The 14764-nt window shown below is 47.0% G+C and carries 12 protein-coding genes; all 12 read left to right on the forward strand.

What is annotated here, in order from left to right; translation table 11 throughout:
• Positions 1–16 precede the first annotated feature (16 nt).
• The 12 genes from DWZ93_RS05045 (at position 17) to DWZ93_RS05100 (ending at position 14671) form a co-directional block, all read left to right on the forward strand.
• Positions 17–706 carry a hypothetical protein gene (locus tag DWZ93_RS05045; RefSeq protein ID WP_118452158.1) on the forward strand — a complete coding sequence of 230 codons (690 nt, stop codon included), beginning with the start codon at positions 17–19 and terminating at the stop codon, positions 704–706.
• 278 nt (positions 707–984) lie between these two features.
• Positions 985–2121: an exonuclease SbcCD subunit D gene (locus DWZ93_RS05050; RefSeq protein ID WP_118452159.1), complete on the forward strand. Its 1137-nt coding sequence runs from the start codon at positions 985–987 to the stop codon at positions 2119–2121.
• A complete protein-coding gene (locus tag DWZ93_RS05055) occupies positions 2118–4856 on the forward strand; it encodes an AAA family ATPase (RefSeq protein WP_118452160.1) in 2739 nt (912 codons plus the stop codon). Before DWZ93_RS05050 ends, DWZ93_RS05055 begins: the two co-directional genes overlap by 4 nt.
• Position 4857: 1 nt before the next feature.
• Entirely contained in the window at positions 4858–6396 is a 1539-nt protein-coding gene (locus tag DWZ93_RS05060) for a Y-family DNA polymerase (RefSeq protein WP_243061124.1), read from the forward strand.
• A 55-nt stretch (positions 6397–6451) separates the two neighbouring features.
• Positions 6452–6655: a hypothetical protein gene (locus DWZ93_RS05065; RefSeq protein ID WP_118382462.1), complete on the forward strand. Its 204-nt coding sequence runs from the start codon at positions 6452–6454 to the stop codon at positions 6653–6655.
• A 30-nt stretch (positions 6656–6685) separates the two neighbouring features.
• The gene (locus DWZ93_RS05070; RefSeq protein WP_118452161.1) at positions 6686–7996 is read left to right on the forward strand and encodes a Na+/H+ antiporter NhaC family protein; all 1311 of its coding nucleotides are present in this window, start codon (positions 6686–6688) and stop codon (positions 7994–7996) included.
• 130 nt (positions 7997–8126) lie between these two features.
• The gene (locus tag DWZ93_RS05075; RefSeq protein WP_118452162.1) at positions 8127–9761 is read left to right on the forward strand and encodes a class I adenylate-forming enzyme family protein; all 1635 of its coding nucleotides are present in this window, start codon (positions 8127–8129) and stop codon (positions 9759–9761) included.
• Between the two features lie 143 nt (positions 9762–9904).
• Positions 9905–10678 carry a transporter substrate-binding domain-containing protein gene (locus DWZ93_RS05080; RefSeq protein WP_118452163.1) on the forward strand — a complete coding sequence of 258 codons (774 nt, stop codon included), beginning with the start codon at positions 9905–9907 and terminating at the stop codon, positions 10676–10678.
• A 97-nt stretch (positions 10679–10775) separates the two neighbouring features.
• Complete coding sequence (locus DWZ93_RS05085; protein WP_118382466.1) at positions 10776–11432, forward strand: amino acid ABC transporter permease; 657 nt, start codon at positions 10776–10778, stop codon at positions 11430–11432.
• 14 nt (positions 11433–11446) lie between these two features.
• Positions 11447–12232 carry an amino acid ABC transporter ATP-binding protein gene (locus DWZ93_RS05090; protein ID WP_118452164.1) on the forward strand — a complete coding sequence of 262 codons (786 nt, stop codon included), beginning with the start codon at positions 11447–11449 and terminating at the stop codon, positions 12230–12232.
• A gap of 117 nt (positions 12233–12349) precedes the next feature.
• Positions 12350–13318, forward strand: a complete 969-nt coding sequence (locus tag DWZ93_RS05095) for an acyltransferase family protein (RefSeq protein WP_243006996.1) — start codon at positions 12350–12352, stop codon at positions 13316–13318.
• A 39-nt stretch (positions 13319–13357) separates the two neighbouring features.
• On the forward strand, positions 13358–14671 hold the full coding sequence (locus tag DWZ93_RS05100) for a M18 family aminopeptidase (RefSeq protein ID WP_118452165.1): 1314 nt from the start codon (positions 13358–13360) through the stop codon (positions 14669–14671).
• Positions 14672–14764 lie beyond the last annotated feature (93 nt).

Below are 14764 nucleotides of genomic sequence, written 5' to 3' on the forward strand. Positions count from 1 at the left end.
AAAGGAGTGGATCGGAATGGACAAAGCGGCAAAACGGTTAGCGGTTATCTATGTCATATTGTTATCTCTTTGTGCACCGCTTATGGCGGTTCATTTTGAACTGTTTACATGGTTTATGGGTGTGGTGGATATGTCGTACTGGACACAGACGGTACTGTGGTTCCTGCCGATGCTTGTGTATGGCGGAATCCTGGTAATACTTGGCATCTGGAACATGGTCAAGTCATTCCAGATATACAAAAGGCAGGACATGCTTGGCTGTATCAACGGAATGCTGATCCATAAGTATGGTCTGGTCATCTTTTTCTGTGTGAACTTTATCGTACTTTTTCTGGTATATTTCATGCTCACATTTGGACTGGTCATGGGAACGAGGGGACTGGCACTTCTTGTTGCACCGGTCTGGCTTCCGTTTGTACTGGTGATGATCGGGTGGAGTGTTATTATGAGCTGGCTTGCGATCCTGCCTGGAAGTATGTACAGTATACAGGTGATCCGGGGGAGCGTCCGCGCCGGTAAGATCAGCGGAGGTGCAGCTGTGCTTCATGGGATTTTGCAGTTTCTGTTCCTGGCGGATGTGCTGGATGCGATGTATCTGGCAGCAGGCAAATGGGGACGTGGAAAGAAAAGTTCCGTGCTGGTGGCATTGGTGTATATAGCGGCAGTGGTTGGAATTGTGTGGATTGTATATAAATTGAAAAGCTGAGATACAAATGATTGAAATAAAAAAGAAAATGTGATAACATAATAAATGAGTAACCGTGTTGCAGGGTGGAAAGAAAGCCACCCCGAACTTTGACCAGAAAAGGGTGGCAGTCTATGTCATACTTATAAGAGGTCAACCAACCTTGTTGGCGGTTGCTCCTTTTGTATCTTTAATATATCACGTAGTAACAAATGATGCAAGACATATTGCTTGAACTGATATATATAAATCTAATGAGATAAGGTATAATAATCGTATGTCAAAAGGAGGCACCGTCTATGAAGATCATACATTTGTCAGACCTTCACCTGGGGAAACGGGTGCATGAGTTTTCGATGCTGGATGACCAGCGCTATATATTGAAGCAGATTCTGGAACACGTTGCAGAAGAACATCCGGATGTGGTGATCTTAGCGGGCGATATCTATGACAAGCCTGTACCTCCGGCGGAAGCAGTACAGTTATTTGACCAGTTTTTATGCGGGCTTGCGGAGCAGAGCGTGGAAGTCATGATCATCAGTGGCAATCACGATTCGGCAGAGCGTATTGCGTTTGGCGGGAAGCTGATGGAGCACAGCGGTGTGCATGTGTCTCCGGTCTATGACGGAGATGTAAAGCCAGTGGAATTAGAAGATGCATACGGTATTGTACAGTTCTTTTTACTGCCATTTATCAAGCCGATTCATGTAAGACGCTGTTATGCAGAGGAGGAGATAGAGAGTTATACAGATGCCATGCGTACAGCCATTTCCCATATGGAGAGAAATGCGGATGCCAGACAGGTGCTGGTAACGCATCAGTTTGTGACAGGCGCGGAACGTTCGGACTCGGAAGAAATCTCTGTGGGCGGCACCGACAATGTGGATGTAACTGTATTTGACGGGTTCGACTATGTGGCACTGGGGCATATCCACAGACCGCAGCGGATCATGAGAGACACGGTGCGGTATTGTGGGACTCCATTAAAGTATTCCTTTTCAGAAGCAGGTCATGAGAAGTCCCTTACCGTGGTGGAACTGGAAGAAAAAGGAAAGGTGTCGATTCGGCGCATTCCTTTGATACCAAAGTATGATATGCGGGAAATCCAAGGCACGTATATGGAGCTGACAGACCGGGCGTATTACCGGGATATGGACAGGGAAGACTATCTGCATATTACATTAATGGATGAGGAAGATATACCAGATGCAGTCAGAAAACTGCAGGTGATCTATCCGAATCTGATGAAGTTAGACTACGATAATGCGAGAACGCGCGGGAATCAGGTGTTACAGGAGATTGAGGCTATCGAAAAGAAATCTCCGATGGAACTATTTGCGGAGTTTTATGAGACACAGAATAATCAGCCGATGGATGAAGAACAGTTCAGGCTGATGCAGGAGATTATGGAACAGGTGTGGGAGGATAAAGCATGAGACCAGTCTATATCCGCATGTCGGCATTTGGACCGTATGCGGGCATACAGGAACTGAATATGGAAGAACTGGGAGCAGGCGGACTTTATCTGATCACAGGAGATACGGGAGCCGGCAAGACGACGATCTTTGATGCTATTACATTTGCGTTATATGGAGAAGCCAGCGGTGACAGCAGAGAAGCGGGAATGCTCCGTTCCAAATATGCAGATCCGTCCGTGCCTACAGAGGTGGAGCTTACATTCATCTATGGGGGCAAGACATATAAAGTATGCAGGAATCCGGAGTACGAGCGTCCGACAAAACGAGGTACAGGCATGACGATGCAGAAAGCGGAGGCAGAGCTTATCTATCCGGATGGAAGAGTGATCACGAAGCCGAAAGATGTGACGGCAGCAGTGACAGAGATCATGGGTGTCAACAGAGAACAGTTCTGTCAGATCGCGATGATCGCACAGGGGAAGTTCAGGGATCTGATCGAGAAGGGAACGACAGAGCGGCAGAAGATATTTCGTGAGATATTCCGGACGGCACCGTATCAACAGGTTCAGGATATCCTGAAGGGAAAATACCGCGCGCTGGAACGTGAATGTGAGACTCTGCGGGAGAGTGTGAAGCAGTATATCCAGGGGATTCTCTGGAATAAAGATGTATCTGAAGAGACACCGGTGGAAGAAGTGATGGAACTTCTAACAGAACAGAATAAGGCAGATCAGGAGATACAGGCAGGACTGCTTGAAGAATTACAACAGAAAGAACAGGTGCTGCAGAAGATCCGGTCCGAGTTAGAACGGGATCGGGAGCGGAAGAAGAGGCAGAAGCTGTATCTGGAATTGCAAGACAAGCGACAAGAACAACAGGAACAGCTCGTGGAAGTGCGGCGTAGATATCGGGAAGAACAGGGAAAAGAGCCGGAGCGTCAGCGGATTGCGGACGAGATCAGCCGGTTGGAAAGCCTGATGCCACAGTATCTTCGCCTGGAAGAACTGCGAAAGAATGAAAGAGAGAGTCAGGACGAATGTGCGAAGTTGGCAGTCCGGCAGAGACAGCGTGAGACGAAGCTGGCAGAGTTGAAAGACAAGATTCGGGAAGGAAAGAAAGCGGGCGAAGCGCTTGCAGGCGCACCGGAAGAGTATCAGAAGCTTTTGTTTGAATCCGAGAAGCATCAGAAATATATGGAACGCCTGCAGAATTTGTCAAAAGTGATCCTGCAATATGAGAAGCTGCAACAGGATCTGCTGGTAAAGCAGCGAGAATATCAGACGGAGCGGGACAAAGTCCGGAAAAAAGAATCAGAGTACCGCGTTAAGAATCAGGCGTTCTTAGATGAACAGGCGGGAATTCTGGCGCAGACTTTAGTAGAAGATCAGCCATGTCCTGTGTGTGGTTCCATACATCATCCGGCTCCGGCAGTGCAGAATCCGGGCGCGCCGTCCAAAGACGAATTGGGACTATTGCAGCAGGAACTGGAACAGTGTAGAGTGAGAGAAGCAGAAGCCAGCCGGAAAGCAGGTGAGTTGCTTGGAAATGTGAGAAGCAGGGAAGAAACTATCCGCAAGGAAGCGGAAGAATTGGAACTTGCAGGAACTTCGGAAGAGATAACGGCATGTCTTATGGCTTTGCAGAAGCAGGGACAGGAAGCGGGAATGCGGTTACAGCAGGAGCTGAAGCTTGCATCAGAGAAGGTAAAGCAGAAGGATATGTGGAACCGGCTGCTTCCGGAGCAGGAAAAAGCGTTGGAGAAAGTAACAGAAGAACTGCAGCAGATTAGAGAGCGTCAGGCAGCAGTTGAAAGTAAGCAGAAGGCGGCTGGGGAGGAAATTCAGAGACTGACGGAAGTGCTTCCATATCCGGGACAGAAGGAAGCACAGGAGAAGCATATAGAACTTGTGCAGAAGCAGAATGTGATGAAGCGTCAGCTGGAACAGGCAGAGAAAGCAGTTCAGACAGCAAAAGTGGAAATTGCCGGAACCGAGGGACGCTTGAAAGAACTGAGACAGCAGCTGGAAGAAGCGGTGGAAGCAGATACGGAAGCGTTGCGGCAGAAGCAGGCAGAGATAGAAACTGAAAAAGCAGCATATGAAGAACGCGGGAAAGAACTGCATCACCGGATTCAGAATAATCAGTCCGTATTAAAGAATCTGCAGAATCGAAGCAAAGAACTGGTGGAAAAGGAAAAGCAGTATACAATGGTCCGCTCGTTGGCTGTAACTGCGCTTGGTAATATTCCAGGCAAAGAAAAGATCATGTTAGAGACCTATGTGCAGATGACGTATTTTGACCGCATTATTGCCAGAGCTAATACCAGACTGATGGTCATGACGGGTGGACAGTATGAGATGAAGCGGCGCAGAGGCAGCAGTAACCTCCGAAGCCAGAGCGGACTGGAACTGGATGTGATTGATCATTATAATGGAAGTGAGAGAAGTATCCGCACACTTTCCGGTGGTGAGTCTTTCCAGGCGTCCCTGTCGCTGGCACTTGGACTTGCCGATGAGATCCAGGCATCTGCAGGTGGTATCCGCCTGGATACGATGTTTGTGGATGAGGGATTCGGATCATTGGATTCGGAGTCGTTGGAACAGGCAGTTCAGGCATTGGCAGGACTTGCAGAGAGCAAGCGGCTGGTGGGAATCATTTCCCATGTAGATGAACTGAAGAACCGGATCGACCGTCAGATCGTGGTGAAGAAAGAGCGAAGCGGTGGAAGTACTGCCGAGATCCGAGGTGTATAGGATGGCAGGTTATATAGAAGAAAAGCACACATATATTGCCATTGATCTGAAGTCCTTTTATGCGTCGGTGGAATGTCTGGAGCGCGGTCTGGATCCATTGCACACAAACCTCGTGGTGGCAGATGCGAGCCGTACGGAAAAGACGATCTGCCTTGCGGTGTCACCATCTATGAAGGCTTATGGGATTCCGGGAAGACCGAGACTCTTTCAGGTGATACAGCAGATGCAGAAGGTCAATGCCGGCAGACAGCGAAAAGCGCCAGACGGTACATTTGCAGGAAGCTCTGTCAATTCGATTGAACTGGAATATCGTCCGCAGATCAGGGCAGATTACGTGACAGCACCGCCTCAGATGGCCAAATATCTGGAATACAGCGGACGCATTTATGACATTTATCTGAAATACGTGGCACCGGAGGATATGCATGTGTACTCGATTGACGAGGTGTTTATGGATGTGACGCATTATCTGAACACGTATCAGATGACGGCGGAGGAACTTGCGGGAAAGATCATCCGGGATGTGCTGGAGACGACGGGAATCACGTCGACGGCGGGGATCGGCACGAATCTGTATCTCAGCAAGATTGCCATGGACATTGTGGCGAAACATATTCCGCCGGACAGGCACGGCGTGCGGATTGCGAGTCTGGATGAAAGAAAATATCGAAGACTGCTGTGGACGCATCAGCCATTGACAGACTTTTGGAGAGTCGGCCATGGATATGCAAAAAAGCTTGCGGAGCAGGGCATTTACACGATGGGAGATATTGCCCGGTGTTCGATTGGTATGCCGGGTGAGTATTATAATGAAGAACTGCTGTACCGGATGTTTGGGGTAAATGCGGAACTTCTGATCGATCACGCCTGGGGATATGAGCCATGTACAATGGAGGATATCAAGTTGTACAAGCCGGAGACGAACAGCATGGGTTCCGGGCAGGTGCTGCATTGTCCGTATGATGCAAAGAAAGCCAGACTAATCGTGCGGGAGATGACAGATCTTTTAGCGCTTGACCTTGCAGCCCATGGACTGGCGGCGGATCAGATGGTGCTGACCGTTGGTTATGACAGGAGCTGTCTCGAGGATTCGAAGATCCGCAGTAAATATCATGGCGAAGTGACGACAGACCGCTATGGAAGAAGCGTTCCGAAACATGCACATGGCACAACGAATCTCCCGGAGCATACGGTATCATCCAGAGAGATTATCCGGGCAGTAATGGAACTGTATGACCGGATCGTGAATCCGGATCTCCTGGTGCGCCGGGTAAATGTGACTGCGAATCATGTGATAGAAGAAAAACAGGCGCAGAAGAAAGAACGCTATGAGCAGCTGAATCTGTTTACCGATTATGGAAAAAAGGAACTGGAAGAGAAAGAGGCGGCAGAAGCGAAGGAACGTGAGAAGCATCTGCAGCAGGCACTTCTGGAGATTAAGAAGCGTTATGGGAAAAATGCAGTGCTCAAGGGCATGAATCTGGAAGAAGGTGCGACCACAATCGAGAGGAACAGTCAGATCGGCGGCCACAAGGCGTAAGAACAAAGCTGGTCATAAAGTGTATGATAAGGTATAAGCGAGAGGCAGAAAAAGTATGAAAGAGATTGATTTCAGCAAATACGAAGATATGCTGGATATGCCGCATCCGGTGTCGAAGAATCATCCACAGATGGCAAGACGCGACCGGGCGGCACAATTTGCTCCGTTTGCGGCGCTGACCGGACACCAGGAAGTGATTCGGCAGATGGAGAGAGACCATGTCAGTGAAGACATGGAACGGGAAACATTTTACGAGTAATAATTTCAGGAAGAATGAGAGGGTAAGACAATGAAGAAGAGTAATCCGAAGGCATTACTGCCAATTGGTGTATTTTTAGTCCTGTATCTGGGACTTGGAATTGTGTTTGAATATGTGATGAAGATTCCGATGGGATTCTATAATATTCCTATCGTGCTGGCATTTATGGTGGCGATTCTTACGGCCTGCCTGCAGAACCGTAAAGTGTCATTTGATGACAAGCTGGGGATTATGGCACAGGGCATTGCTGATAAAAATATTATTACCATGCTGCTGATCTTTCTTGTGGCGGGAAGCTTTGTGGGCGTTGTAGGACGCAGCAGTGCGGAAAGCGTAGCGTATTTTATGCTGTCACTGATTCCGGCCAAATTTGCAGTGGCGGTACTTTTTGTGGTGGCATGTTTTGTGTCAACTGCCATGGGAACATCGGTAGGAACGATCACACTGATCGCGCCGATCGCGGCGGCGGTATCGGATGCATCCGGTTTTGACCTGGCACTTTGTGTCGGTTCTGTTATGGGAGGAGCAATGTTCGGAGATAATCTTTCTTTTATATCGGATACGACAATTGCAGCCTGCAATGGGCAGGGATGTCCAATGAAGGATAAATTCCGTGAGAATTTCTGGATCGCATTTCCGGCAGCGCTGGTAACATTGGTATTGATCCTGATCCTGTCACTTCGCACAACCCTGAATGGTGCGGTGGCACATGAATACCATCTGCTTCAGATTATTCCATATGTACTCGTTCTGGCAGGAGGAATTATCGGCATTAATGTATTTGTTGTGCTTCTGGCAGGCATCTTTTCGGGAATTATTATCATGCTTGCAACCGGACAGACAACGGTAGTGGATATGATCGGAAATATGGGCTCTGGAATCTCGGGCATGTTTGAGACTTGTATGGTAGCCATTCTGGTAGCGGCTCTCTGCGCCCTGATCCGGGAATACGGTGGTTTCGAAGCACTGCTTTCGGCAATTCGTAAGGTATTCCGGGGACGCAAAGGAGGACAGCTTGGCATGGGACTTCTGGTAGCAGCAATGGATGTTGCAACGGCCAATAATACCGTAGCCATTGTGATGGCGAATCCAATTGCGGCAGAAATGTCAGAAGAATATGGAATTACGCACAGCAAGGCGGCATCCCTGTTGGATACATTCTCTTGTATTTCCCAGGGCGTAATTCCTTACGGTGCGCAGATGCTGGTAGCGCTTTCAGCAGTGCATGAGATGGGACATGAATTATCTGCATTTGATGTGATCCCGAAGCTTTTCTATCCGGGAATGCTGTTGATCAGTTCATTAGTATTTATCTTTGCATTCCCTGAGAAAAAGAACTAATAGACTTGTATGGTTGTTGAGACAGCGGTTCGAAAGAGCAGCTGTCTTTTTGAATACTTTGATTGACTTTTATCGGTAGATATGTTAAAGTGTACTTTAGTGAATAAAAGCGTTAAAGGGGTAAAGCAAGATGCCGATTACAAAACTGTTAGAAGAAAATGCGAAAAAGTACGGAGAAGACATTGCTCTGGTGGAGATTAACCCGCAACAGCCGGAAGACCGCCGGATCACATGGAAAGAGTATGAGCTGATTGAGCCGACTCCATTTGTACATTATCGCAGAGAGATCACATGGAGTGTGTTTGATGAGAAAGCGAACCGTTTTGCGAATCTGCTCCTGAGCAGAGGCGTGAAGCGCGGTGATAAAGTTGCAATATTGCTGATGAACTGTCTGGAGTGGCTGCCAATTTATTTTGGTATTCTGAAGGCCGGAGCTCTTGCTGTTCCATTGAATTTCCGCTATTCGGCAGATGAAATTGAATACTGTGTCAATAAATCGGACACAGATGTACTGGTATTTGGACCGGAATTTATCGGGCGTGTGGAAGAGATTGCAGATTCCGTTTCTAAAAACCGTCTGCTGTTCTTCGTGGGAGACGGATGTCCGTCATTTGCAGAGAGTTATGCCCATCAGACGGCGAACTGCTCTGGTATGGCACCGAATGTAGAGATTAGTGACCAGGATGATGCGGCAATCTATTTTTCGTCAGGAACAACAGGATTTCCGAAAGCGATCCTGCATAATCACGAGAGCCTGATGCATGCGGCTAAGGTAGAGCAGAAGCATCACGGACAGACCAAAGATGATGTGTTCCTGTGTATTCCGCCGTTCTATCACACCGGTGCGAAGATGCACTGGTTCGGAAGTCTGCTGACTGGTGGCAAGGCAGTGATCCTGAAGGGAACCAAGCCGAAATATATATTAGATGCATTGTCGAATGAGCAGTGTACGATCGTGTGGCTGCTGGTACCGTGGGCGCAGGATATTCTGGATGCACTGGACCGCGGAGATCTGAAGTTATCTGATTACAAATTGGATCAGGTGCGTCTGATGCACATTGGGGCACAGCCGGTGCCGCCGAGTCTGATCAAGCGCTGGAAAGAATACTTCCCACAGCATCAGTACGATACCAACTATGGACTCAGCGAATCTATTGGACCAGGTGCTGTACATCTTGGCGTGGAGAATATTGATAAGATCGGAGCTATCGGTAAAGCCGGATACGGCTGGGAGACCCGTGTGGTGGATGAGAATGGCAAAGACGTAAAACAAGGCGAGGTCGGTGAACTTCTGTTAAGAGGTCCTGGCGTTATGACCTGTTACTATAAAGATGAGAAGGCAACTGCGGATACCTTAAAAGACGGCTGGCTGTACACCGGAGATATGGCAAAAGAAGACGAAGACGGATTCCTCTTCCTTGTAGACCGTAAGAAGGATGTCATCATCAGTGGTGGCGAGAACCTGTATCCGGTACAGATTGAAGACTTTTTGCGCGGCTGCGATGCCATTAAGGATGTGGCTGTTATCGGACTGCCGGATAAGCGTCTGGGAGAGATCGCAACAGCTGTTGTAGAAGTGAAAGAAGGATATGTATGTACCCAGGAAGATCTGGAAGAATACTGCAGGAAGCTTCCTCGTTACAAACGTCCGCACAAATATATTTTTGCAGAAGTACCGCGAAATGCGACAGGCAAGATTGAAAAGCCGAAGCTTCGGGAGATGTACTGTGGTGAGCGTCTGGTGGAGATGCAGAACAAAGGTTAAGATTCATAAAGGGCAGGATGAGGCTGCTGTGAACAGAAATGTTTGCAACAGTCTTTTCTTGTATTTAAAAAAATGCTTTACTTTAGTCTGCTACCATGCTACAATGCTACTAAATTAGCAGAACGAAAACAAAGGAGACGTTTATGAAAAAGAAGATTATCGCAAGTTTATTAAGCCTGACAATGGTATTTTCCATGACCGCCTGCGGAGGTAAGAATACAGACAGTGATGTGGATTATATTAAGGATAAGGGAACTCTGGTGGTAGGCATCACCGATTTTGAACCAATGGATTATAAAGATGATTCCGGAGAATGGGTCGGTTTCGATGCGGATATGGCAAAGATGGTTGGTGAATCTCTTGGAGTAGATGTAGAGTTTGTAGAGATTGACTGGGATAATAAGATTATGGAGCTCAAGTCTAAGAATATCGATGTCGTATGGAATGGTATGACACTGATTGACGAAGTGAAGAATTCTATGGAATGCACCAATGCATACTGTAGTAATGGACAGGTTATCGTTACGACGGACGAGTCTAAGCTGGATGATCCGTCTAAGCTGACATTTGCAGTAGAGGCAGGATCTGCCGGAGAAGCAGTAGCCGAAGAAGAAGGATACAATGCCAATTCCGTAGCATCGCAGGCAGATGCCCTGATGGAAGTTGCATCTGGTACATCGGATGCGGCAATCATTGACCTGCTGATGGCAAGTGCCATGATCGGGGAGGGCACAAGCTATCCGGATCTGATCCACTCTGATGAACTGACTTCAGAAGAGTATGGAGTCGGATGCCGTAAGGGCTCTGATCTGGCAGCATACATCAATGAACAGCTTACTAAGGCATACAAAGATGGCAAGACACAGGAAATTGCTGAGAAATACGGCGTTGCAGATGCAGTACTGGAGCAGAAGTAGAATCAGCAATAATACATGACCGACAGCATGAAAGACATCGTGGATAAGGCAGAGAGCCTGAGCTCTCTGCCTTGTTATCGCGTAAGAGGGAGATACAATGTTTGGAACAGTAACACTGGAATTAACAAAAGGTCTGTGGACCACATTTCAAATCTTTATATTGACGCTGGTATTTGCATTGCCGGCAGGATTGATTCTTGGTATCGGAAGTGCCAGCAGATGGAAACCGCTCCGCTATCTGATTCAGGTCTTTGTCTGGATCATCCGGGGAACGCCACTGATGCTTCAACTCATCATTATCTTTTATGGACCGGGTCTGTGGCTTGGACATAATATCTGGAGTGGTAATGAAGCAGGTCGTATTACGGCAACGGTAGTCGCCTTTGTAATCAACTATGCCTGTTATTTCTCGGTCATTTTCCGGGGGGGGATCGAAGGAGTTCCGGCTGGACAGAGAGAGGCAGGACAGGTACTTGGCATGACAAAGAGTCAGATTTTCTTTAAGATCACACTGCTTCAGATGGTGAAGCGTGTTGTGCCGCCGATGTCTAACGAGATTATTACACTGGTTAAGGATACATCTCTTGCCAGAATCATTGCGGCATATGAGCTGACATTTGCAGGATATTCATTTATGAAATCAGCGGGACTGACCTGGCCGTTGTTTTACACAGGAGTGTTCTACTTGATTTTTATCGGTATCCTGACACTGCTCTTTAACTATATTGAGAAAAAACTGGATTATTTTAAATAGGAGGTGTGCGAGAAATGGCTGTTTTAGAGGTAAATAATATAGAGAAACATTTTGGGAGCACACGAGTTCTGAAAGATGTAAGTTTTTCCCTGGAAAAGGGCAATGCACTGGCGATTATCGGGTCATCGGGTTCTGGTAAGACAACATTGCTCCGCTGCCTGAATTTCCTGGAGACACCAAATCAGGGTACAATCGCGGTCAATGGTGAGACCATATTTGACGCGTCACGTCCGGTGAAGATGAGCGACAAGGAGCTGCGCAGTAAGAGACTGCATTTTGGCATGGTATTTCAGGCATTTCACTTATTTCCACAGTATACGGCACTGGAAAATGTCACACTGGCTGAGAAGCTCCTGGCACAGGAACGTCCGGATTATAAGCAGAATAGAAAACAGATCCTCGCGGAAATAGAAGAACATGGAAAGGAACTTCTGGCGCAGATGGGACTGGCGGATCGCACAGGTCACTATCCGCACCAATTATCCGGTGGACAGCAGCAGCGAGTTGCCATTGCAAGAGCGTTGGCGTTAAAGCCGGATATCCTGTGCTTTGACGAGCCTACGTCTGCACTGGACCCGGAGCTTACCGGAGAAGTGCTTCGTGTAATCCGTGGTCTTGCTGATCAGAAGACGACCATGATCATCGTTACACATGAGATGGCATTTGCCAGAGATGTGGCAGATCAGATTATATTTATGGATGATGGATATATTGTGGAGCAGGGTGACGCTAAGCAGGTGATCGATCATCCGAAGGAAGAACGCACCAGACAGTTTTTGTCAAGATATTCGCAAGGGTAGTTATGAATGGAATGGGATAAAATGCATGAATTTTCAGTGAAATTCAATCGCTTTTTCTGAGAAAATGCGGATTGAAAGACGGATATCGGTGTACTAAAATAGTCTCTGGTGATGAAATTGAAGCAGGAACAACAGAGAGAATATTTATTTGATAACTATAAAGTGCTTTTGATCATTCTGGTTGTAATCGGTCATTTTATCGAACCGTGTTACGACCAGAATTCTTTTTTATATGAATTAAAGTGGGGAATTGTGGCATTTCATATGCCCGCATTTATTTTTATATCCGGTTATTTTTCTAAGCGCATTCCATCTATAAAAAAGTTAATACAGGGACTGGTTATACCGTATTTTGTATATGAACTGGTATATTATTTCTTGTATACTTTGGTGCTGGATAAACATACGGGACTTTATTTTGACCGGCCGAAGTTCTCACTCTGGTATCTGATGGCGTTATTTGTATGGCGTTTGCTGGCGCCGGTAATCAGGAAAGTTCCATATCATATGCCGCTTTTGTTTGCGGGCGGACTTTTGATTGGTTTTGTGGGACTCGGCAATTATCTGTCCATACCAAGGATTCTTTTTTTCTTTCCGTTTTTTATGGCGGGGATGGAATTTGACAGCAGTGTGCTGGAACGATTCCGAAAGCCGGCAGGATACTGTGGGGCGCTGGCTGTTCTTACAATGCTGATCATAGGATTGTTTGTGGATGACTATCATCATAAGCTTCCGGTGAAGATTTTTTATGGCAGATATTCTTATGCAGGACTCGGGCTGGATCCGGTGGAGGGGATGCTGATCCGTTGCGGATGTTATGTGCTGTCTTTTGTATTGATTTATCTGCTCATGTTGGTGCTACCGGCAGAGAAAAAAGCGTATTCTTATATCGGAGAACGAACGATGGCAGTATATATCTTTCATGGACTGGTGTACAGTTGTCTGAAATACGCAACTCCTGTGCTGGCTTCGGTGAGAAGTAATACAGAAAGTATCCTGTTGATTTTGTTCTGTCTGGCATTGGTATGGATCGCATCCAGAAAACCTTTCGTATTCGTTACCGATAAAGTGTCGCATCTGTTATAATATCATTTAGATGTATTGATCGGTATTGAGAAAAGGAGAATGATTATGAATTATACAGAAGGATTATTCCGATTTATAGAAAAGAGTCCGACGCCTTTCCATGTGATTGACAACATGAAGCAGGAACTGGAAGAACAGGGTTATAAGCAGCTTCTGGAGCGTGAAGAGTGGAAGCTGGAACATGGCGGCAAATACTACGTGATCCGCAATGGTTCCGCGATGGTCGCATTCCGTGTTCCTAAGGGGACATTTAGCGGCTTCCAGATTGTGGCAAGCCACAGTGATGCGCCATGCCTGAAGCTTAAAGAGAATCCGGAATTGTGGTCAGAGCAGGCGTATGTCCGTCTGAATGTGGAGAAATACGGCGGTATGATCTGTTCGACATGGTTTGACCGTCCGCTTTCCGTGGCGGGAAGACTGCTTGTGAAGAGTGAAGAAGGCGTTACAGTGAAGCTGGTTCAGATTGATAAGGATCTGCTGATGCTTCCAAGTCTTGCTATTCACATGAACCGTGATATCAATACGGGATATGATTACCATGCGCAGAAGGATATGTTGCCATTATATGGTATGGGAACAAAGGGTGAAAAGGAAAGTTTTATGGATCGGATTGCCCGTGAAGCAGATGTGAAGAAAGAAGATATTCTTGGAAGTGACCTCTATGTATATAACCGTATGCCGGGCAGTGTCTGGGGATCGGAAGATGAATTCATGTCTATCGGTAAATTAGACGATCTTGAGTGTGTATATTCATCTATGACCAGTTTCCTGAGTGCAGAGGAACAGGACCGGATTCCGGTGCACTGTGTCTATGATAATGAGGAAGTAGGAAGTTCCACCAGACAGGGTGCAGCATCAACATTTCTGGCGGATACACTGGAACGGATACAGGAAGCGTTTGGCGGCAGTGCGTCCGATTATCGGAGATTGATCGCAGGAAGCATGATGTTATCCGCAGATAATGCGCACGCCGTGCATCCAAATTATCCGGAAAAGGCATGCCCATCCAATCGTCCGTTAGTGAATCAGGGAGTTGTGATCAAGTTTAGTGGTAATCAGCGTTATACGTCTGATGGCGTGACAGCGGCAGTATTCCGCAGTATCTGTGAGAAGGCAGGCGTGCCGACACAGGTATTTACCAATCATTCGGATATTGCCGGAGGTTCTACGCTTGGTAACATCTCGGCTTTGCAGGTGCCGGTGCCATGCGTGGACATCGGACTTCCACAGCTGGCGATGCATTCCAGCTACGAGACGGCAGGAGTCAGAGACCTGGAATATATGATCACTGCGATGCGAAGCTTCTATGAGGCATCGGTGGAAGAGACCAGAGATGGTATGAAGATCCGATGAAGAACTAAAACAAAAAAGTCCTATGGAGTTCAAAATCTCCATAGGACTTTTCGTTGTTTTATAATTGAACTTGTTTAAGTAATATGATATAAA

Origin of the sequence: Dorea sp. AF36-15AT (assembly GCF_003477705.1) — a bacterium.
In the GTDB taxonomy this organism is placed as follows: Bacteria; Bacillota; Clostridia; order Lachnospirales; family Lachnospiraceae; genus Claveliimonas; species Claveliimonas ammoniilytica.